The following is a 19,291-nucleotide window of genomic DNA, read 5'->3' as shown; positions in this document are numbered from 1 at the left end:
CGAATTGAGGAGTTTATGCGCTACTGGGGAAAAGTTATTGGTCTGGCTCTCGGCTTACTTTCCGGAGCAGGCTTTTGGGGCATCGTACTGGGTCTGATCATTGGTCATCTGTTTGACAAAGTGCGCAGCGTAAAAGGACAGGGCTACTTCGCCAACAATCAGGCGCGTCAGACGCTGTTCTTCAGCACCACGTTCCAGGTGATGGGCCATCTGACCAAGTCGAAAGGGCGCGTCACCGAAGCGGATATCCAGATTGCCTCTTTATTTATGGATCGCATGCAGCTGCATGGCGAGGCGCGTACCGCGGCGCAGCGTGCGTTTCGTGAAGGTAAGCAGAGCGAATATCCGTTACGTAACAAACTGCGCGAGCTGCGCAGCGCCTGCTTTGGCCGTTTCGACCTGATTCGGATGTTTCTGGAAATTCAAATCCAGGCGGCGTTTGCTGATGGTTCGCTGCATCCCAACGAGCGTCAGGTGCTGTACGTCATCGCGGAAGAGCTGGGGATTTCCCGCGCGCAGTTCGATCAGTTCCTGCGCATGATGGAAGGCGGTCAGCAGTTTGGTGGTGGCTCGTCGTACGGCGGCGGCGCTTATCAGCAGGCGAAACGTGGCCCGACGCTGGAAGATGCCTGCAGCGTGCTGGGGGTGAAAAGCAGCGACGACAGCACCACCATCAAGCGCGCTTACCGCAAGCTGATGGCCGAGCACCATCCGGATAAGCTGGTGGCGAAAGGTCTGCCGCCGGAGATGATGGAGATGGCGAAGCAGAAAGCGCAGGAAATTCAGGCCGCGTACGACCTGATTCGCAAAGAGAAGGGCTTTAAATAAGGGGCTGCGGCCCCTTAAAAATCGGCCGGCTGGCGAAACGTCATGCTGTTGCCAAACGCCGGATGGGTAATGGTCAGCGATTCGGCGTGCAGCTGCAGGCGTGGCGCCATGGCTAACGCCTCGGGATGGGCATAGAAGCGATCGCCGAGAATCGGATGCCCCAGCGCCAGCAGATGCACGCGCAGCTGGTGGGAACGGCCGGTGATCGGCTTCAGCTGCACCCGCGCGCTGTTATCGGCGTCATACGCCAGCACCTGATACTCCGTCTGCGCCGGCTTACCCAGCTCCACACTCACCATCTGCTTCGGCCGGTTAGGCCAGTCGCAAATCAGCGGCAGATCGATCATGCCCTGTTCCGCCGCCGGATGTCCCCAGACGCGCGCCACGTACTGCTTCGCGGGCTCGCGCTCGCGAAACTGCCGCTTCAGCTCGCGCTCGGCCGCCTTGGTCAGCGCCACCACAATCACACCGCTGGTGGCCATATCGAGTCGGTGCACCGACTCCGCCTGCGGAAAGTCACGCTGGATGCGCGTCATCACGCTATCCTTGTGCTCCTCAAGGCGGCCGGGCACCGACAGCAAACCGCTTGGCTTGTTAACCACCATGATGTGCTCGTCCTGATACAGAATATGCAGCCAGGGGGCGAGCGGCGGATTGTAGGGTTCCATCAGCATGATTGGGCGCGGCCTCAGCGATTATTGGTGCGTAACAACGATCAGACGCAGCGCATCAAGGCGCCAGCCGGCTTCACCGAGGCTGGCCAGCACCTGCTCGCGGTTGCTCTCCAGCGCATCAACCTCATCATCACGGATGTTGGGGTTGACCGCTTTCAGCGCTTCGAGGCGCGACAGCTCGGCGCTCAGCTTCTCATCGGCTTCGGCTTTGGCCGCCGCAATCAGCGCCTGCGCTTCCGGCACGATGACTTTTTCCGCCTGCGTCAGAATGTGATGCACATCCTGCTGCACCGCGTTCACCAGCTTGCTGCCGGTATGGCGATTGACTGCGTTGAGCTGACGGTTAAAGCTTTCGAACTCCACCTTGCCGGCGAGGTTATTTCCGGCGCGATCCATCAGCAGGCGGACCGGCGTGGGCGGCAGGAAGCGGGTAAGCTGCAGGTGTTTCGGCGCCTGCGCTTCGACCACGTAGATCATCTCTACCAGCAGCGTGCCCACCGGCAGCGCCTTGTTCTTCAGCAGCGACAGCGCACAGCTGCCGGTATCGCCGGAGAGAATCAGGTCGAGGCCGTTGCGAATCAGCGGATGTTCCCAGGTAATGAACTGGGTATCTTCGCGTGACAGCGCCTGGTTACGGTTAAAGGTTACGGTGCAGCCATCTTCCGGCAGGCCGGGGAAATCCGGCACCAGCATGTGGTCAGACGGCGTCAGGACGATCAGGTTATCGCTGCGATCTTCCTGGTTGATCCCGACGATATCAAACAGGTTGAGCGCAAAGTTCACCAGCTCGGTGTCGTTATCCTGCTCGCCGATGGCATCGGCCAGCGCCTGCGCGGCTTCGCCGCCGTTGGAGTTCAGCTCCAGCAGGCGGTCGCGCCCCTGCTCCAGCTGCGCCTTCAGCGTGTCATGCTGTTTGCGGCTCTGGGCGATAAAGTCGTCCAGTCCCTGCGGGTTGTCCGGCGCGGCCAGATACTCAATCAGCTGCGGGTAGGCGCTGTCGTAGATGGTGCGGCCGGTCGGGCAGGTGTGCTCAAACGCGTCCAGCCCTTCGTGGTACCAGCGCAGCAGCACCGCCTGGGCGGTTTTCTCCAGCCACGGCACCAGAATCTGGATGTCATGCAGCTGGCCGATACGATCGAGACGGCCGATACGCTGCTCGAGCAGATCCGGGTTAAACGGTAAATCGAACATCACCAGCCGGCTGGCGAACTGGAAGTTACGCCCTTCCGAGCCGATCTCCGAACACAGCAGCACCTGGGCGCCATCTTCCTGCGAAGCGAAGAAGGCGGCCGCGCGGTCGCGTTCGATAATTGATAGTCCTTCATGGAACACCGCGGCGCGGATGCCTTCGCGCTCGCGCAGCACCTGCTCCAGCTGCAGCGCAGTGGCCGCTTTGGCGCAAATCACCAGCACTTTCTCTTTACGGTTGCTGGTGAGGTAGCCCATCAGCCACTCAACGCGCGGGTCGAAGTTCCACCAGGTGCCGCTGTCGCCTTCAAATTCCTGATAAATCTGCTCGGGATACAGCATGTCGCGCGCGCGCTCTTCCGCCGTTTTGCGCGCCGCCATAATGCCGGAGACTTTAATCGCCGTCTGATACTGCGCCGGCAGCGGCAGGCGAATCTGATGCAGTTCGCGTTTCGGGAAGCCCTTCACACCGTTACGCGTGTTACGGAACAGCACGCGGCTGGTGCCGTGGCGATCCATCAGCATTGAAATCAGCTCTTTGCGCGCGTCGTCTTTGCCGTCGCGATCGCTGTTCGCCACCTGCAGCAGCGGCTCAATATCCTGCTCACCGACCAGATCGTTGATCAGGTTCATCTCCTCTTTGCTGATGGCGTGATCGGCCAGCAGCGTACTGACGGCGTCTGCCACCGGGCGATAGTGCTGCTGCTCGGCCACGAACTGCGCGAAATCGTGGAAACGATTCGGGTCCAGCAGACGCAGACGGGCAAAGTGGCTCTCCATGCCGAGCTGTTCCGGCGTCGCGGTCAGCAGCAGCACGCCGGCGGTCTTTTCCGCCAGCTGTTCGATAACCTGATATTCGCGGCTCGGCGCGGCTTCGCTCCACGCCAGATGGTGCGCTTCGTCGACCACCAGCAGATCCCAGTCAGCTTCGGCCAGCAGCTCCAGCCGCTGTTTGTTGCGGCGGACAAAATCCAGCGAGCAGATAATCAGCTGCTCGGTATCAAATGGGTTGTCGCTGTCGTGCTGCGCTTCGGTGTAGCGATCGTCGTCAAACAGGGCAAAGCGCAGGTTGAAGCGGCGCAGCATTTCCACCAGCCACTGGTGCTGCAGGGTTTCCGGCACCACGATCAGCACGCGCTCGGCGCGTCCGGCCAGCAGTTGCTGCTGAATAATCATCCCGGCTTCAATGGTTTTACCGAGGCCGACTTCATCGGCCAGCAGCACGCGCGGTGCGTGGCGGCGACCGACGTCATGCGCGATGTGCAGCTGGTGCGGAATCAGGTTGGTGCGCATGCCGCGCAGGCCGCTGATCGGCAGGCGATACTGTTCGCTCTGGTATTTGCGTGCGCGGAAGCGCAGGGCGAAGCGATCCATGCGGTCCAGCTGGCCGGCAAACAGGCGATCCTGTGGCTTGCTGAACACCAGTTTGCTGTCGAGCATCACTTCGCGCAGCACCACGTTGCTTTCGTCGGTATCAAGACGCGTGCCGATGTAAGTCACTAAATCGTTTTCGTTGCGGACTTCATCAACCTGCATCTGCCAGCCTTCGTGGCTGGTGACGGTATCACCCGGATTAAAAATCACGCGGGTGACCGGAGAATCATTACGGGCATAGAGGCGGTTTTCGCCGGTGGCGGGAAACATCAGTGTGACCATGCGCGTATCCAGCGCCACGACTGTCCCCAGTCCCAGCTCACTTTCCGTATCACTAATCCAGCGTTGACCCAGTGTAAAAACCATATATTTTTTGCTCGATTCTCTAAAAGATAGAAAGACGTTCGCCTGCTCTCAGACAATACCCCACCGCCAGACAGTTATCTGGTCAGCTGGTGCACGCGGTGAGAATCAGGAAGGGCGCTATGGTACTGGATGGCAGGGCATTCGTCACCTGTCAAAAAAGCCCCAGTTGCCCGGTGATCAGTGTAGCAAAGTCATCGCCGACAAACGGTAAAATCCCCTCGGCGATCGGCTGTAGCTGTTTGCTGACGTAGTGATCGTAATCCAGCGGCGTGCTGCGCGCTTCCAGCGGCTCCGGCCCGGCGGTGGCCATGACGTAGCGGATCGATCCGCCATTCTGATACTGCAGCGGACGCTGCAGTTTACGGTTATGTTCATCGGCGAGGCGCGCGGCGCGCACATGGGGGGGCACGTTGCGTTCGTAATCTTTCAGCGGCCGGCGCAGGCGCTTTTTATACACCAGCAGATCGTCCAGCTCGCCGGCCAGCAGCTGTGCCACCGTGTCGCGAATGTAGTCCTGCCAGGGTTCACCGCGGAAGATGCGGCCATACAGCGTCTGCTGGAACTGCTGCGCCAGCGGCGTCCAGTCGGTGCGCACCGATTCCAGCCCCTTAAACACCAGCCGTTCGTCGCCGTCGCGGCGAATCAGTCCGGCATAGCGCTTTTTACTGCCCTGTTCGGCGCCGCGAATGGTTGGCATCAGGAAGCGGCTGAAGTGGGTTTCGTACTCCAGCTCCAGCGCGCTGTCGAGACCGTAAGTCTGCTGCAGATGCTGTTGCCACCAGCGATTCACGTGCCCGGCCAGCCGCTGGCCGATCGCGGCGGCATCGGCTTCGCTGTGGGCGCTTTTCAGCCAGACAAAAGTAGAATCGGTGTCACCGTAAATCACGTCAAAACCTTCGGCTTCAATCAGCTCACGCGTTTGCTGCATGATGGCGTGGCCGCGCAGGGTAATCGACGAAGCAAGGCGCGGATCGAAAAAGCGACAGGCGCTGGTGCCAAGTACGCCATAAAAAGCGTTCATGATGATCTTCAGCGCCTGCGACAGCGGCTGGTTGCCGTCACGTTTGGCGGCCTCGCGCCCCTGCCAGATCTGCCCGACAATCGCCGGTAAACAGTGGGTGCGGCGCGAAAAGCGCGCGTGGCGAAAACCGGGAACCGAATCGGCGTCGTCCGGATGCGCCAGGCCTTCGACCAGCCCGACCGGATCGATCAGAAAGGTGCGGATGATCGACGGATAGAGGCTTTTATAATCCAGCACCAGCACCGAATCATACAGTCCGGGGCGCGAATCCATCACGTAGCCGCCAGGGCTGGCTTCCGGTGCCACTTCGCCGAGATTAGGCGCGACAAAGCCGGCGCGGTGCATTCGCGGAATATACAGGTGGCTGAACGCCGCCACCGATCCGCCGTGGCGATCCACCGCCAGGCCATTGACGGTGGCGCGCTCCAGCAAAAACGGCATGATGGCGGTGTGCTGGAAAATACGCGTAACCAGCTCGCAATCCTTCAGGTTGTAGGTGGCCAGCGCCGGTTTGTCGTGGGCAAAGCGCCAGTTGATCTCTTCCATGCGCTGCCACGGATTGTTGATGGCTTTGCCTTCGCCCAGCAGCTCGCGCGACACCGCTTCAAGGCTGAATGAGGCGAAGTCCCAGAACGCCGATTTCAGCGCCTCAATACCGTCAATCACCAGCCGGCCGCTGGCCTGAGCGAAGAACACGCCGGGCTTAAAGCCGTGCTCGCGCCACTCCAGCGGCTGCTGCTGACGGCCAAGACGCAGCGGAATACCGTAGCGGTCGGCATGTTTTTGCAGCACGCGCAGGTCGAACTGCACCACGTTCCAGCCGATGATGACATCGGGATCGTGACGGGCGAACCAGGCGTTAAGCTGCTCCAGCAGCTGCGGCCGGCTGTCGAGGTAGATCAGCTCAAAATCCAGCTGGCTGGCATCACCGTTCGGCGGGCCGAGCATATACACCTGGCGCTGGCCGCAGCCTTCCAGCCCGATGCAGTACAGCTCGCCGTGCTCGGTGGTTTCGATGTCGAGCGATACCCATTTCAGTTGCGGACGGTAATCGGGATGCGGCTTGAGGCGCGCGTTGACGAGGCTGTCGCCGCGCGGCTCGCCGCTGAACCACACCGGTGCCGTGATAAAGCGCTCCATCAGGTAGCGTTCCGGCGGGCGGATATCTGCTTCATATACCGCAATGCCGTTTTCACGCAGGCGTTTTTCAATGCTTTGCAGCTGTCGGTGGCTGCGGCAATAGAGTCCCAGCACCGGTCGGCGACGAAAATCTTTCAGATCCAGCGGTTGCAGGCGCGTATGGCGCTCGTCGCGAATCAGCGCTTCGGTTTGCGCCTGGAACTCCCGGGGAATAAACGCCACTGACTCCTGCGCAGGCAGCACCAGGCGCTGCGGGCCCTGGTCGGTGGCCAGCCACAGCACTACTTCGCTGCCGGTCGGGGTATCCCGCCAGTGGCGAGTCAGCAAAAATCCTGCGCGCGGTTCGGTCACGTTAACTCCGGTGAATGAATTCATTTCAGTATATCATGGATGTTTATACAGTGTACTGCGGTGGTGCCGTCGTCTGTGCGGCGCGGGCGTGCGGCAGCGCGGGGAATTGCTTGACGCTGTGGGGCTGTCTCAGGACAATCCAGCCTCTATATTCCGCAGAGGATAGTTATGGAAGCCTGGATCCAACACCTGTTTACGCAATCGCTGGAGTACGCGCTGATTGCCGTGGCGCTGGTGACCTTTCTTGAGTCGCTGGCGTTTGTCGGCCTGCTGCTGCCGGGAACGGTCCTGATGGCCAGCCTCGGCGCGCTGGTGGGCAGCGGACAAATCGGGCTCTATCCGGCGTGGGCCGCCGGGCTGGCCGGGTGTCTGATTGGCGACTGGGTGTCGTACGGCATTGGCTGGAAATTCCAGGGACCGCTGCACCGCTGGAAATACCTGCAAAAATACAAAGGGCTGCTGGATAAAACCGAGCACGCGCTGCATCAGCACAGCATGTTTACCATCCTCGTGGGGCGCTTTGTCGGACCGACGCGTCCGCTGATTCCGCTGGCGGCCGGCATGCTGGAGCTGCCGGTGCGTAAGTTCCTGCCGCCGAACATTATCGGCTGCATCCTGTGGCCGCCGGCCTACCTGATGCCGGGCATTCTGGCGGGCGTGGCGATCGACGTGCCGCAGGCGGCGCAGGGCGACAGCTTCAAATGGCTGCTGCTGGCGGTGGCGCTGCTGCTGTGGATCGGCGGCTGGCTGCTGTGGCGCTGGTGGCGCAGCGGCAAAAGCGTCGACTGGGCCACGCCTTATCTGCCGCAGGCGCGGCTGCGCTGGCTGGCTCCGCTGATGGCGCTCATCGGCGTGGGTGCCTTTATTGCGCTGCTGTTCCACCCGATGATGCCGATTTTCCTGCAGCTGCTGTGGAAGGTATTCTTCGCTTAACGCGGTGATACGCCAAGGATGGCGGCCGCCGGGCTCTCGCCGCGCAGCAGGCTGGCGGTGCTGCCATCCCAGTACACCCGACCGTCAACAATCACCAGGCTGCGTGACGCAATCTGCTGCGCATCCTCCAGACTGTGCGACACCATCAGCAGCGTGATAGTGCGTGCCTCGCACACCGCGCGCACCAGCTGCAGCATCTCGCTGCGCAGCGCCGGATCGAGTGCCGAAAACGGTTCATCCAGCAGCAGTACCGGCTGATTGCGCAGCAGGCAGCGCGCCAGCGCCACGCGCTGGCGCTGACCGCCGGAGAGCTGGCCGGGCAGACGCGTCAGCATCGATTCCAGCCCGGTTTGCTCCGCAATCTGCTGTACCTGCTGCTGCTGTTCGCGCGTCAGCTTCAGGCCGGGATGCAGGCCCAGCCCCAGATTTTGCTGCACCGTCAGGTGCGGAAACAGATTGTTCTCCTGAAACAGCATCGATACCGGTCGCGCGGAAGGCACGCTGCGGGTATGGTCGACGCCATCGATCAGCAGGCTGCCCTGACTCACTGGCAGAAAGCCGCCGAGCAGGCTCAGCAGGGTACTTTTGCCCGCGCCGCTCGGGCCGAGAATGGCGAGACGTTCACCGGCCTGTGCGCTAAAGCTGAAACGCATCGGCAGATGCTGGTAGAGATAAGTAAGGTTATTCAGTGTCAGCATGGCGACCCGGTAATTTTTCCATCAGCGTAAACAGCAGCAGGCATAACAGCAGCAGTAGCAGCGCGGTTACCGCGCCATCGGCACCGCGATAGGCGCCAATCTGCTGGAACAGATAAAACGGCAGGGTGCGGAAATCGGCGCTGCCGAACAGCGCCACCACGCCGAAGTCCCCAATCGACAGCACGCAGGCAAAGGCCAGCGCCTGTGCCAGCGGACGTTTCAGCGCCCGCAGTTCAATCAGCCGCAGGCGAGTAAACCCACTGATGCCCAGCGAGGCGCACAGCTGAGCGTAGCGCGCGCTGAGATCGCGCATCGGATTTTCCAGCACTTTCATGGCGTAGGGGATGGCGATCAGCGCGTTGGTGAAGATCACCAGCGCATCGGCACGCTGCGGCAGGCCAACGGTGGCGTTGAATAGCAGAAAGAACCCGCTCGCCAGCACGATGCCCGGCATCGCCAGAATCAGCATTCCGCTGAGTTCCATGGCCTGCGCGGCGAAGCGCTGCTGACGCTGGCGCAGTTCGCGACTGCTCCACAGCAGCATCATGGTCAGCAGCACGCACAGCACACCAGCACCGAGTGCGATGCGCAGCGACGTCCATGTGGCCTGCCACAGCGCGGGCTGTTGCAGCGCGCCGGCGATGCCGCCGCGTAAGCCGTCGACCAGCACCGCCGTCAGCGGTGGCAGCAGTAACAGCAGTGCCAGCGTAATCAGCAGCGTATCCGCGACGCGTGCGCGCCAGGAATCCTGCGGATCGCGCCAGCCGCGCACCGTCTGGCTACCGGCCGGAATCGCTTTACTGAAGCGCTGGCTGAGCAGCACCAGCAGCAGACAGCAGCCGAGCTGCAACAATGCCAGCAGCGCGGCGCGGCCGGGATCGTAATCAAAGCTAAGCGCCTGATAAATGGCCAGCTCCAGCGTGGTGGCCTGCGGACCGCCGCCCAGTGCCAGCACGGTGGCAAAACTGGCGAAGCACAGCATAAAGATCAGCGCCGCCGTTGGCAGCAGCGGACGGCGCAGCCACGGCCACTCCAGCAGGCGAAACAGCGACCAGCCGCGCAGACCGAGCTGCGCCGCCAGCTGGCGCTGCTCGCCGGGAATGCTCTCCAGCGCCTGCAGCAGCATGCGCGTCGCCAGCGGCAGATTAAAGAACACGTGCGCCAGCAAAATACCCTGCAGGCCATAGGGCGAGAAGTGATAATCGATACCGACTGTGGCACACAGCTGCGCCAGCCAGCCGCTGCGCCCATAGACGCTCAGCAGACCGAATACGGCGACCAGCACCGGCAGCACCAGCGTCATGGCGCACAGGCGCAGCAGCAGGGTGCGGCCGGTAAAGCGGCGGCGATAGAGCGCGCGGGCCAGCAGAATGGCCGGCAGCACCGAGAGCAGCGCTGACAGCAGCGCCTGCTCAAAGGAGAACGCCAGCACATGGTGCAGATAGCTATCGCTGAGTAGCGCGCGCCAGTCGGTGGCCGGCGCGGCGAGCAGCAGGGCACCGAGCGCCAGCAGCGCGACCGCACATAATAGCAGCGCGCTAAGCGCTCCGGGCAGTAGCCAGCCGGGCATCAGCGGCTGACGGCGCGCTGCCACGCGCTAATCCACGCCGCGCGATGGTCGGCCACCTCTGTCGGGGTGTATTGCAGCGCATTCGCAGGCACCGGTAACGCCTGATAACCGGCGGGTAAATCGCTTTTGATCACCGGATACATCCAGTTGCCGGTGGGAATGGTGCTCTGAAACGCTGGCGACACCATAAACTGCATGAATTGCTGCGCCAGCTGCAGCTGTTTGCTGCTGGCGAGCTGCGCGCCCACTTCTACCTGCAGATAGTGGCCTTCGCTGAACGGCGCGGCGGCGTAGTTATCCTTTTTCTCTTCAATGATGTGGTAAGCCGGCGAGGTGGTGTAGCTCAGCACCAGATCGCTTTCGCCTTTGAGGAACAGACCATAAGCTTCGCTCCAGCCTTTGGTGACGGTCACGGTTTTGCTGGCCAGCTTCTGCCAGGCCGCCGGCGCATCATCGCCGTACACTTTCTGCATCCACAGCAGCAGACCGAGCCCCGGCGTGCTGGTGCGCGGGTCTTCATAAATCACCCGCCATTTTACCGGGCTTTCGACCAGCTCCTTCAGGCTGTGCGGCGGATTCTTCAGCTTGTTTTTGTCGTAAACGAACGCGAAGTAGCCGTAATCAAACGGGATAAAAGTGTCATTGTGCCAGCCGTCCGGCAGTTGTAGCCCGCGGGTATCCACCGTACTTTTGCTGAACAGGCCGGTTTTTTCCGCCGCCTGAATCAGGTTATTGTCCAGCCCCAGCACCACGTCGGCCTTGCTGTTCTTTCCTTCCATACGCAGGCGATTAAGCAGCGATACGCCATCCTCCAGCGCCACATAGTTCAGCTCACAGCCGCACCGGGCCTCAAAGGCTTTTTTCACTGCCGGACCGGGGCCCCAGTCGGCGGCGAATGAGTCGTAGGTATAAACCGTGAGGACGGGTTTGGCCGCCAGAGCCGGCGCAGCGATCAGCAGCAACAGGGGCAGAACTTTATTTAACACTTTGCGTTCCTTAAGGAGAAGGTAAGGTTGCGTCGCAAAGGATCTGAGGGCGGAGCATCTCAAATCCCTACGCCGGTACGAGCCGGATCAGGTTCGACGGGTCTCTCTCAGCCAGTTAACCGGCACCCCGTTGAGAACGACATATTCTAGACATTTACAGGACAACGCGAAAGGTTCACCTGCCGGTCGTGTTGTCCGATGCTGCCCTTTTTACAGCTCCGGCGGGGCGAACCAGGCAGACTTGAAGTCAAACCAGCCGAGCGTGTTCAGCCGCACGCCACGCATGCTGCGCTGGCCCTCCAGCAGCAGCCAGTGATGAAACAGTGGATGCAGATAGTCGCTGTTTACCAGCTGTTTGCTCCACTCCGCCAGCGGCAGCGCTTTCTCACGCCAGCGCGCGGCGTCGGCCTGCCAGTCGAGCGGGATACAGTGATGCATCAGCGGTAGCTCGTAGAGCTGAGCGAACAGGGCGTAGTCGAGCGGCAGGGTAAAGTTGACGCTGCCCAGCCAGATGTCACTCTCGCCCGCGCCGTCGAACCAGCTTTCGTAGCTCACTTCGCGGGTAATCAGCTCGACGCCCTGCTGCGCCAGCAGCGGCCGCAGCGCATTGGCGATGCCCTCGTGTTCGACGTGGTGGCTGTACCAGCTGAGCGTCAGCTGGGTCACGCCGTCGGGCTTGTGGGCTGGGGTGATATCGCGCCGATGGTGCCAGCGCGGCAGCAGGCCATAAGCCGGGAACCAGTAGCGCTGATAGCCGACGCCGGCATGATTGAGCAGCGCGATAGGGTTAAGCAGATCGCTCACCCAGCGGCGGAAACCGGCATCGCGCCCGCGTTCAGAGCGCTGATCGAACAGCAGAAAATAGCAGCCCTCTTCGAGACGACTCTCTTCCGATTTTTCGTCGTCGTTTTCGCCTTCCAGTTTTACACCGGCGTAGACCAGCTCATCGCTGATCTCCGGCAGCACCCAGATCGAGACATCATCAATCAGCGCGCGGTAGCCGAAGTAGTCATCAAACGCGGCGATTTTCAGCTGGGTTTGCTGATTGCGCACCACGCTGTACGGACCGGTGCCAATGGGCTGACGGGCGAAGTGGCGCAGCGTCGGCCACTCACGCGGCAGAATCATGGCGCTGACGCTGGCCAGCAGCCACGGCAGCCAGCAGTCCGGCTGGCTGAGATGGATATCCAGCGTCCACGGTGCCGGCGAGTGCAACTGGTCGATGTGCGAAAACAGCGGCTGGCTGCGCACCCGGTCCAGCGAGGCGATGACATCCTCCATCTCCAGCTCGCGGCCATGATGAAAGCGGATTGCCGGCCGCAGGAAGAAGCGCCAGTGCAGCGGAGAGGTTTGCTGCCAGTGATGGGCAATGTCGGCGGCGATTTCCCCCTTTTCCTCATTTATACGCGTCAGGCCGCTGAATATCTGCCGCGCCAGATGGGTTTCTGAACGGCGCAGCGGCGAGCCGGGCAGCAGGTTAGGCAGGGGCCGGTAGTAGAGCACGCGCAATATATGCTTGCCCTGGCGAAAGCTGCGGCCAAGGTGCGCGGCAATCATCTGTCGCACCTGGTTTTTATCGCCCACCAGCTGCACCAGCTGGTCGATGCGATCCTGCTCCAGCAGGTCTTCGGCGCGCTGCTGCTGTAGCGCCAGTCCGGTGTAGCAGAAGCTCAGCAGCGAGCGTTTACCGCGGCCAGCTTCAGCCTGCCAGATCAGCCAGCCCGCCGCCTGCATGGCGTTCAGCAGGTTACGCATGTGGCGGCGTGAGCAGTGCAGCAGTTCGGCCAGCTCGCTCAGCGTGGTTTCCTGATCCTGGCCCTGACAGTGTTGCCACAGGCGAATGAATTGCTGTTGCAGACGCGCAGAGGACATAAAAGGGGAACTCCTTCTCGACTTCGCTCAGTTTTTCCTGCCCCATATTAGAGGCATACTGGCGGGCAATGGAAGAGCGGGAGGCATTCAGTAATGAATGGCGCTCTGCCAGCGGTTCCGCCGACGTGGAACCTTTTCTGAGTAGGGTGCAATTTCACCGCCAGCGGAGTTTTTCTCTGCTGGCTTTTTTCGTTTTGCTGTGGAATCTTCTACGCTGTTTTTTTCCCGGTCTTTTTCCTCAAAGGGATTTCTGCATGAAATCGCTGTTACCGCGGCCGCGCCGCCTGAATCCGGTTTACCTCTCCTTTATGGCGGTGTCATTTATGGTCGGCGTGGCGGGGGCGTTACAGGCGCCGACGCTCAGCCTGTTTTTGACGCGCGAGGTGCAGGTGCGGCCGTTCTGGGTCGGCCTGTTCTTTACCATCAACGCCGTCGCCGGGATCGTGATCAGCCTGCTGATGGCGAAGCGTTCGGATAACCGTGGCGATCGCCGTCATCTGATTCTGTTTTGCTGCCTGATGGCGGTGGCCAACGCGCTACTGTTTGCCTTTAACCGTCACTATCTGACGCTCATCACCCTCGGCGTGCTGCTGTCGGCGCTGGCCAGCGTGGCGATTCCGCAGATCTTCGCGCTGGCGCGTGAATATGCCGATCAGTCAGCGCGGGAAGTGGTGATGTTCAGTTCGGTGATGCGCGCGCAGCTGTCGCTGGCGTGGGTGATTGGGCCGCCGCTGTCGTTCGCGCTGGCGCTCAACTACGGCTTCGTCACGCTGTTCTGCGTGGCGGCGGTGATTTTTCTGCTAAGTATGCTGCTGATCTGGCGCACGCTGCCCTCGGTGCCGCGCATCGCCGCCACGCCGGAGCAGGTGCTGATGCAGCTCAGCCCGTGGAAAGACAGCCAGGTGCGGCTGCTGTTTATCGCCTCGGTGGTGATGTGGGCGTGTAATACCATGTATATCATTGATATGCCGCTGTACATCAGCGCAACCCTTGGCCTGCCGGAGAAGCTGGCGGGTCTGCTGATGGGCACCGCCGCCGGGCTGGAGATCCCGATCATGCTGCTGGCCGGCCATTACGCGAAGCGCTACGGCAAGCGCAAGCTGATGCTGCTGGCGCTGGTAGCAGCGATTGTGTTTTATCTCGGGCTGGTGCTGTTCCGTTCTCAAACCGCGCTGATGGTGCTGCAGCTGTTTAACGCCGCGTTTATCGGCATCATCGCCGGCATTGGTATGCTGTGGTTTCAGGATTTGATGCCGGGCCGTGCCGGTGCGGCGACCACCATGTTCACCACCTCGATTTCAACCGGGTTGATTATCGCCGGCCTGATTCAGGGGATACTGAGTGAGCGCTTTGGTCATGAGTCGGTGTATTGGCTGGCGCTGGTGATGGCGGTGGTGGCGCTGGTGCTGGCGGCGCGGGTACGCGATGCGCGGTGAGGGCGATTTGGAGATTGAAGGTCGCCATCAATGGCGACCAAATTACTGACGCGTTTGCTGTAGGGGGCGCATTGATGCGCACCGGGTAAACCTTAACGCAGAAACGCTGGCTGGCTGGATTCGTAGCTGGCGATGGACGCTTCATGCTGCAGCGTCAGGCCAATGCTGTCGAGGCCGTTGATCATGCAGTGACGGCGGAAGCTGTCGATTTCAAAGTGGTAAACCTTGTCGCCGGCGGTGACGGTCTGCGCTTCGAGATCCACGGTGAAGCGGATACCCGGCTGCGCGGCCACCAGTTTGAACATCTCATCGACCTGCTCTTCGCTCAGCTTCACCGGCAGCAGCTGGTTGTTGAAGCTGTTACCGTAGAAGATGTCGGCGAAACTCGGCGCAATCACCACGTGAAAACCGAAGTCGGTCAGCGCCCACGGCGCGTGTTCACGCGAGGAGCCGCAGCCAAAGTTCTCGCGCGCCAGCAGGATGCTGGTGCCTTTGAACTCCGGCTTATTCAGCACGAAGCTGGCGGTTGGCTGGGTGCCGGCATCATCATCAAAACGCCAGTCGTGGAACAGGTGCGCGCCAAAGCCGGTGCGCGTCACTTTCTGCAAAAACTGCTTCGGGATGATGGCATCGGTGTCGACGTTTGCGGCATCCAGTGGGGCCACAATCCCGGTGTGTTGGGTAAATTTGTTCGCCATGGCTTAAGCTCCCTGAGTCAATTCACGAATGTCGGCAAAACGACCGGTTACCGCCGCCGCAGCAGCCATCGCCGGGCTCACCAGATGGGTGCGACCGCCGCGACCCTGGCGACCTTCAAAGTTACGGTTACTGGTTGAGGCACAGCGCTCGCCCGGATTCAGACGGTCGTTATTCATTGCCAGGCACATCGAACAGCCCGGCAGACGCCACTCAAAACCGGCTTCGAGGAAGATTTTGTCCAGGCCTTCGGCTTCAGCCTGCGCTTTCACCGGACCAGAACCTGGCACCACCATCGCAACCACACCCGGCGCCACTTTGCGGCCTTTGGCGATCGCGGCAGCCGCGCGCAGATCTTCGATACGTGAGTTGGTGCAGGAACCGATAAACACTTTATCGATCGCTACCTCAGTCAGTTTGATGCCCGGCTGCAGATCCATATAGGCCAGCGCTTTCTCGGCGGAAGCGCGTTCAACCGGATCGGCAAACGAGGCCGGATTCGGGATGGCCTGATCCACGGCCATCACCTGGCCCGGATTGGTGCCCCAGGTGACCTGCGGCGCGATATCGGCAGCATTCAGCGTCACGACGGCGTCAAACTGCGCGTCGCTGTCGGACTTCAGGGTGCGCCAGTAAGCCACCGCCTGCTCCCACTGCTCGCCCTTCGGCGCAAACTGCTTGTCTTTCAGATAGGCAAACGTGGTGTCATCCGGTGCCACCAGGCCCGCTTTGGCGCCCATCTCAATCGCCATGTTGCACAGCGTCATGCGGCCTTCCATGCTCAGCGCTTCAATCGCCGGGCCACAGAATTCAACCACGTGACCGGTGCCGCCGGCGCTGCCGGTTTTACCGATGATCGCCAGTACGATGTCTTTGGCGGTGATGCCCGGCGCAGCTTCGCCCAGCACTTCAATCTTCATGGTTTTCGCCCGGCCCTGTTTCAGAGTCTGGGTGGCGAACACGTGCTCCACTTCGGAGGTGCCGATACCGAACGCCAGGGAACCGAAGGCGCCGTGCGTTGCGGTGTGCGAGTCGCCGCAAACGATGGTCATGCCCGGCAGCGTCATGCCCTGCTCAGGACCGATCACGTGCACAATGCCCTGGAACGGGTGGTTCAGGTCATACAGCTGAATGCCGAACTCAGCACAGTTCTTCATCAGCTCCTGCATCTGAATACGCGCCATCTCACCCGAGGCGTTGATGTCTTTGGTCTGGGTGGAAACGTTGTGGTCCATGGTGGCAAAGGTCTTCGACGGCTGGCGCACTTTACGGCCGTGCGCACGCAGACCGTCAAACGCCTGCGGCGAGGTGACTTCGTGAATCAGGTGACGATCGATATACAGTAACGGCGTTTCGTCTGGCGCTTCGTGAACGACATGTGCATCAAATAACTTCTGGTATAAGCTTTTCATTTTGTTATTTTTCCTCGCTGATGTAACCGGCAATGATGCTGCCCATTTCATCGGTGCTCACGGCAGGGCCGTCACCGGCCAAATCACGGGTGCGATGGCCCGCTTCCAGCGCACGGCTTACCGCGCGCTCAATGCTATCCGCAGCGGCGTCAGCGTTCAGGCTGAAACGCAGCAGCATCGCCAGCGACAGAATCTGCGCAATCGGGTTGGCGATGTTCTGGCCGGCGATATCCGGTGCGGAACCGCCCGCCGGTTCGAACAGGCCGAATCCCTCTTCATTCAGGCTGGCCGAAGGCAGCATGCCCATCGAGCCGGTAATCATCGCGCACTCGTCCGACAGAATGTCACCAAACAGATTCGAGCAGAGTAAAACGTCAAACTGCGACGGATCCTTAATCAGCTGCATGGTGGCGTTGTCGATGTACATATGGCTCAGCTGCACATCCGGATAATCTTTTGCCACTTCGTTGACGATTTCACGCCACATCACCGAGGTCGCCAGCACGTTAGCTTTATCAACGGAAGTCACTTTGTTACGACGCTTGCGCGCAGCTTCAAAGGCGTTGCGGGCAATACGTTCGATTTCAAAACGGTGATAGACCTCGGTATCAAAAGCGCGTTCATGCGCGCCGCTGCCTTCGCGGCCTTTCGGCTGGCCGAAATAGATGCCACCGGTCAGCTCACGCACGCACAGGATATCGAAGCCGCGGGCGGCGATGTCACTGCGCAGCGGGCAAAATGCTTCCAGACCTTTGTACAGTGCCGCCGGGCGCAGGTTGCTGAACAGTTTGAAGTGTTTACGCAGCGGCAGCAGCGCACCGCGCTCAGGCTGGCCGGCCGGCGGCAGGTGTTCCCATTTTGGACCGCCGACCGAGCCGAACAGAATGGCATCGGCCTGCTCAGCACCGGCCACGGTGGCGGCGGGTAAAGGTTCACCGTGACGATCGATGGCGATACCGCCGACATCATATTCGCTGGTGGTGATGCGCATATCGAAGCGCGCGCGAATCGCGTCGAGAACTTTCATGGCCTGCGCCATCACTTCCGGACCGATTCCGTCGCCTGGCATTACCGCAATATGATAAGACTGAGTCATAGTTACACCGTTTCCTTCTGATCTTTAAATTTACGCTGCAATTCTTTTTCGACCTGCTTTGCCCGCCAGATGTTGTTCAGGGCATTCACCATCGCTTTCGCCGAGGATTCGACGATATCGGTCGCCAGGCCCACGCCGTGGAATTTACGCCCGTTGTAGTTGACCACGATATCGACCTGACCCAGCGCGTTTTCGCCGTGGCCTTTCGCGGTCAGCTTGTAGTTCACCAGCTCAGCATCGAAGCCGGTAATACGGTTAATGGCCTGGTAGACGGCATCAACCGGACCGTTACCGGTGGCGGCGTCGGCTTTGGCCTCTTCGCCGCAGCCCAGCTGCACCGACGCCGTCGCGGTGACGCTGGAGCCGGTCTGCACGTTGAATTCGTTCAGCTGGAAGTACTCCGGCTCTTCATTCTGCTTATTAATGAAGGCCAGCGCTTCCAGGTCGTAATCGAACACCTGGCCTTTTTTGTCCGCCAGCTTGAGGAAGGCGTCGTACAGCGTATCCAGGTTGTAATCGGACTCTTTATAACCCATCTCTTCCATACGGTGCTTCACGGCGGCACGGCCGGAGCGGGAGGTCAGGTTAAGCTGAATTTTGTGCAGGCCAATCGATTCTGGCGTCAGAATTTCGTAGTTTTCGCGGTTCTTCAGCACGCCATCCTGATGAATGCCGGAGGAGTGGGCGAAGGCGTTGGAACCGACCACCGCTTTGTTGGCCGGGATCGGCATGTTGCAGATCTGGCTGACAATCTGGCTGGTGCGGTAGATTTCCTGATGATTGATATTGGTGTGCACGTTCATGATCTGCTGACGGGTTTTAATCGCCATGATCACCTCTTCCAGCGCACAGTTACCGGCGCGCTCACCCAGGCCGTTCAGCGTGCCTTCGACCTGACGCGCACCGGCCAGCACTGCCGCAATGGCGTTACCGGTCGCCATACCCAGATCGTCATGGGTGTGCACCGACAGAATCGCTTTGTCGATGTTGGGTACGCGCTGTACCAGCTGACCAATAATGTTGGCGTACTCGCCCGGCAGGGTGTAGCCCACGGTGTCCGGAATATTGATGGTGGTGGCACCGGCGTTGATTGCGGCTTCTACCATGCGGCACAGGTCGTCAATCGGCGTACGGCCACCGTCTTCGCAGGAGAACTCAACGTCATCGGTATAGTTGCGCGCCCGCTTAATCATGTGCACCGCGCGTTCAATCACTTCCGGCAGCGTGCTGCGCAGTTTAGTGGCGATATGCATCGGCGAAGTAGCGATAAAGGTGTGAATACGGAAGGCATCGGCCACGCGCAGCGATTCGTAAGCCGCATCGATATCTTTCTCGACACAGCGCGCCAGACCACACACGCGGCTGTTTTTGATGGTCCGGGCAATGGTCTGCACGGATTCGAAATCACCCGGCGAAGAGACCGGAAAACCGACTTCCATTACATCCACGCCCATCCTTTCCAGCGCCAGGGCGATCTGCAGTTTTTCTTTAACACTCAGGCTGGCCTGTAATGCCTGTTCGCCGTCGCGCAGAGTGGTATCGAAAATTATTACTTGCTGGCTCATGGTCATCTTCCTTTTGCATTGACTTCGCCGGTGCTACGAGCATAAAAAAACCCGCGCAGTGGCGCGGGTTTTTTAACTTTCAGCA

The 19,291-nt window shown here is 60.5% G+C and carries 14 protein-coding genes and 1 riboswitch; of the genes, 3 read left to right on the top strand and 11 right to left on the bottom strand.

Annotated features, from left to right (window positions below):
• Positions 1 to 15 precede the first annotated feature (15 nt).
• Complete coding sequence (gene djlA / locus AC6I7J_RS16060; protein WP_021312869.1) at positions 16 to 828, top strand: co-chaperone DjlA; 813 nt, start codon at positions 16 to 18, stop codon at positions 826 to 828.
• Positions 829 to 842: 14 nt separating this feature from the next.
• Here the strand turns inward: djlA and rluA are convergent, their stop codons facing one another.
• From rluA to polB, 3 genes are all read right to left on the bottom strand, one after another.
• On the bottom strand, positions 843 to 1,502 hold the full coding sequence (rluA, locus tag AC6I7J_RS16055) for a bifunctional tRNA pseudouridine(32) synthase/23S rRNA pseudouridine(746) synthase RluA (protein ID WP_346302387.1): 660 nt from the start codon (positions 1,500 to 1,502) through the stop codon (positions 843 to 845).
• Positions 1,503 to 1,523: 21 nt separating this feature from the next.
• Positions 1,524 to 4,430: an RNA polymerase-associated protein RapA gene (gene rapA / locus AC6I7J_RS16050; RefSeq protein ID WP_215786593.1), complete on the bottom strand. Its 2,907-nt coding sequence runs from the start codon at positions 4,428 to 4,430 to the stop codon at positions 1,524 to 1,526.
• Between the two features lie 151 nt (positions 4,431 to 4,581).
• Entirely contained in the window at positions 4,582 to 6,942 is a 2,361-nt protein-coding gene (polB, locus tag AC6I7J_RS16045; protein ID WP_088517914.1) for a DNA polymerase II, read from the bottom strand.
• Between the two features lie 168 nt (positions 6,943 to 7,110).
• Between polB and AC6I7J_RS16040 the strand changes: the two genes are divergently transcribed.
• Entirely contained in the window at positions 7,111 to 7,875 is a 765-nt protein-coding gene (locus AC6I7J_RS16040) for a DedA family protein (RefSeq protein WP_058759640.1), read from the top strand.
• Here the strand turns inward: AC6I7J_RS16040 and thiQ are convergent.
• The 4 genes from thiQ to sgrR form a co-directional block, all read right to left on the bottom strand.
• Entirely contained in the window at positions 7,872 to 8,573 is a 702-nt protein-coding gene (gene thiQ / locus AC6I7J_RS16035) for a thiamine ABC transporter ATP-binding protein ThiQ (protein WP_021507579.1), read from the bottom strand. The genes AC6I7J_RS16040 and thiQ overlap by 4 nt on opposite strands.
• Complete coding sequence (thiP, locus tag AC6I7J_RS16030) at positions 8,557 to 10,167, bottom strand: thiamine/thiamine pyrophosphate ABC transporter permease ThiP (RefSeq protein WP_498006156.1); 1,611 nt, start codon at positions 10,165 to 10,167, stop codon at positions 8,557 to 8,559. The genes thiQ and thiP overlap by 17 nt, the downstream gene beginning before the upstream one ends.
• Positions 10,143 to 11,129: a thiamine ABC transporter substrate binding subunit gene (gene thiB, locus AC6I7J_RS16025; RefSeq protein WP_498006154.1), complete on the bottom strand. Its 987-nt coding sequence runs from the start codon at positions 11,127 to 11,129 to the stop codon at positions 10,143 to 10,145. The genes thiP and thiB overlap by 25 nt, the downstream gene beginning before the upstream one ends.
• A 46-nt stretch (positions 11,130 to 11,175) precedes the next feature.
• Positions 11,176 to 11,269, bottom strand: a riboswitch (TPP riboswitch).
• A 70-nt stretch (positions 11,270 to 11,339) separates the two neighbouring features.
• Complete coding sequence (sgrR, locus tag AC6I7J_RS16020) at positions 11,340 to 13,001, bottom strand: HTH-type transcriptional regulator SgrR (RefSeq protein WP_058774832.1); 1,662 nt, start codon at positions 12,999 to 13,001, stop codon at positions 11,340 to 11,342.
• 254 nt (positions 13,002 to 13,255) lie between these two features.
• Between sgrR and AC6I7J_RS16015 the strand changes: the two genes are divergently transcribed.
• The gene (locus tag AC6I7J_RS16015; RefSeq protein WP_021507575.1) at positions 13,256 to 14,437 is read left to right on the top strand and encodes an MFS transporter; all 1,182 of its coding nucleotides are present in this window, start codon (positions 13,256 to 13,258) and stop codon (positions 14,435 to 14,437) included.
• Between the two features lie 92 nt (positions 14,438 to 14,529).
• Here the strand turns inward: AC6I7J_RS16015 and leuD are convergent, their stop codons facing one another.
• Genes leuD through leuA form a run of 4 tightly spaced genes read right to left on the bottom strand, consistent with a single transcriptional unit; the run spans position 14,530 to position 19,206 of the window.
• A complete protein-coding gene (gene leuD, locus AC6I7J_RS16010; protein WP_021507574.1) occupies positions 14,530 to 15,135 on the bottom strand; it encodes a 3-isopropylmalate dehydratase small subunit in 606 nt (201 codons plus the stop codon).
• Positions 15,136 to 15,138: 3 nt separating this feature from the next.
• Positions 15,139 to 16,545, bottom strand: a complete 1,407-nt coding sequence (leuC, locus tag AC6I7J_RS16005; RefSeq protein ID WP_058759634.1) for a 3-isopropylmalate dehydratase large subunit — start codon at positions 16,543 to 16,545, stop codon at positions 15,139 to 15,141.
• A 4-nt stretch (positions 16,546 to 16,549) separates the two neighbouring features.
• Positions 16,550 to 17,641, bottom strand: coding sequence for a 3-isopropylmalate dehydrogenase (gene leuB, locus AC6I7J_RS16000; protein WP_058759633.1), 1,092 nt, complete (start codon positions 17,639 to 17,641; stop codon positions 16,550 to 16,552).
• Positions 17,642 to 17,643: 2 nt separating this feature from the next.
• On the bottom strand, positions 17,644 to 19,206 hold the full coding sequence (gene leuA, locus AC6I7J_RS15995; RefSeq protein WP_021507571.1) for a 2-isopropylmalate synthase: 1,563 nt from the start codon (positions 19,204 to 19,206) through the stop codon (positions 17,644 to 17,646).
• Positions 19,207 to 19,291: the final 85 nt, after the last annotated feature.

This window comes from Type-C symbiont of Plautia stali (genome assembly GCF_059730935.1).
The sequence above is the reverse complement of the archived record's forward strand: the minus strand, read 5'-3'. Positions and strand labels throughout refer to the sequence as shown.

Coding starts and splice junctions, on each gene's coding strand:
- leuB (WP_058759633.1), bottom strand. CDS start 17,641: ATGACTCAGTCTTATCATATTGCGGTAATGCCAGGCGACGGAATCGGT.
- sgrR (WP_058774832.1), bottom strand. CDS start 13,001: ATGTCCTCTGCGCGTCTGCAACAGCAATTCATTCGCCTGTGGCAACAC.
- rluA (WP_346302387.1), bottom strand. CDS start 1,502: ATGCTGATGGAACCCTACAATCCGCCGCTCGCCCCCTGGCTGCATATT.
- leuD (WP_021507574.1), bottom strand. CDS start 15,135: ATGGCGAACAAATTTACCCAACACACCGGGATTGTGGCCCCACTGGAT.
- leuA (WP_021507571.1), bottom strand. CDS start 19,206: ATGAGCCAGCAAGTAATAATTTTCGATACCACTCTGCGCGACGGCGAA.
- leuC (WP_058759634.1), bottom strand. CDS start 16,545: ATGAAAAGCTTATACCAGAAGTTATTTGATGCACATGTCGTTCACGAA.
- AC6I7J_RS16040 (WP_058759640.1), top strand. CDS start 7,111: ATGGAAGCCTGGATCCAACACCTGTTTACGCAATCGCTGGAGTACGCG.
- AC6I7J_RS16015 (WP_021507575.1), top strand. CDS start 13,256: ATGAAATCGCTGTTACCGCGGCCGCGCCGCCTGAATCCGGTTTACCTC.
- djlA (WP_021312869.1), top strand. CDS start 16: ATGCGCTACTGGGGAAAAGTTATTGGTCTGGCTCTCGGCTTACTTTCC.
- thiQ (WP_021507579.1), bottom strand. CDS start 8,573: ATGCTGACACTGAATAACCTTACTTATCTCTACCAGCATCTGCCGATG.
- rapA (WP_215786593.1), bottom strand. CDS start 4,430: ATGGTTTTTACACTGGGTCAACGCTGGATTAGTGATACGGAAAGTGAG.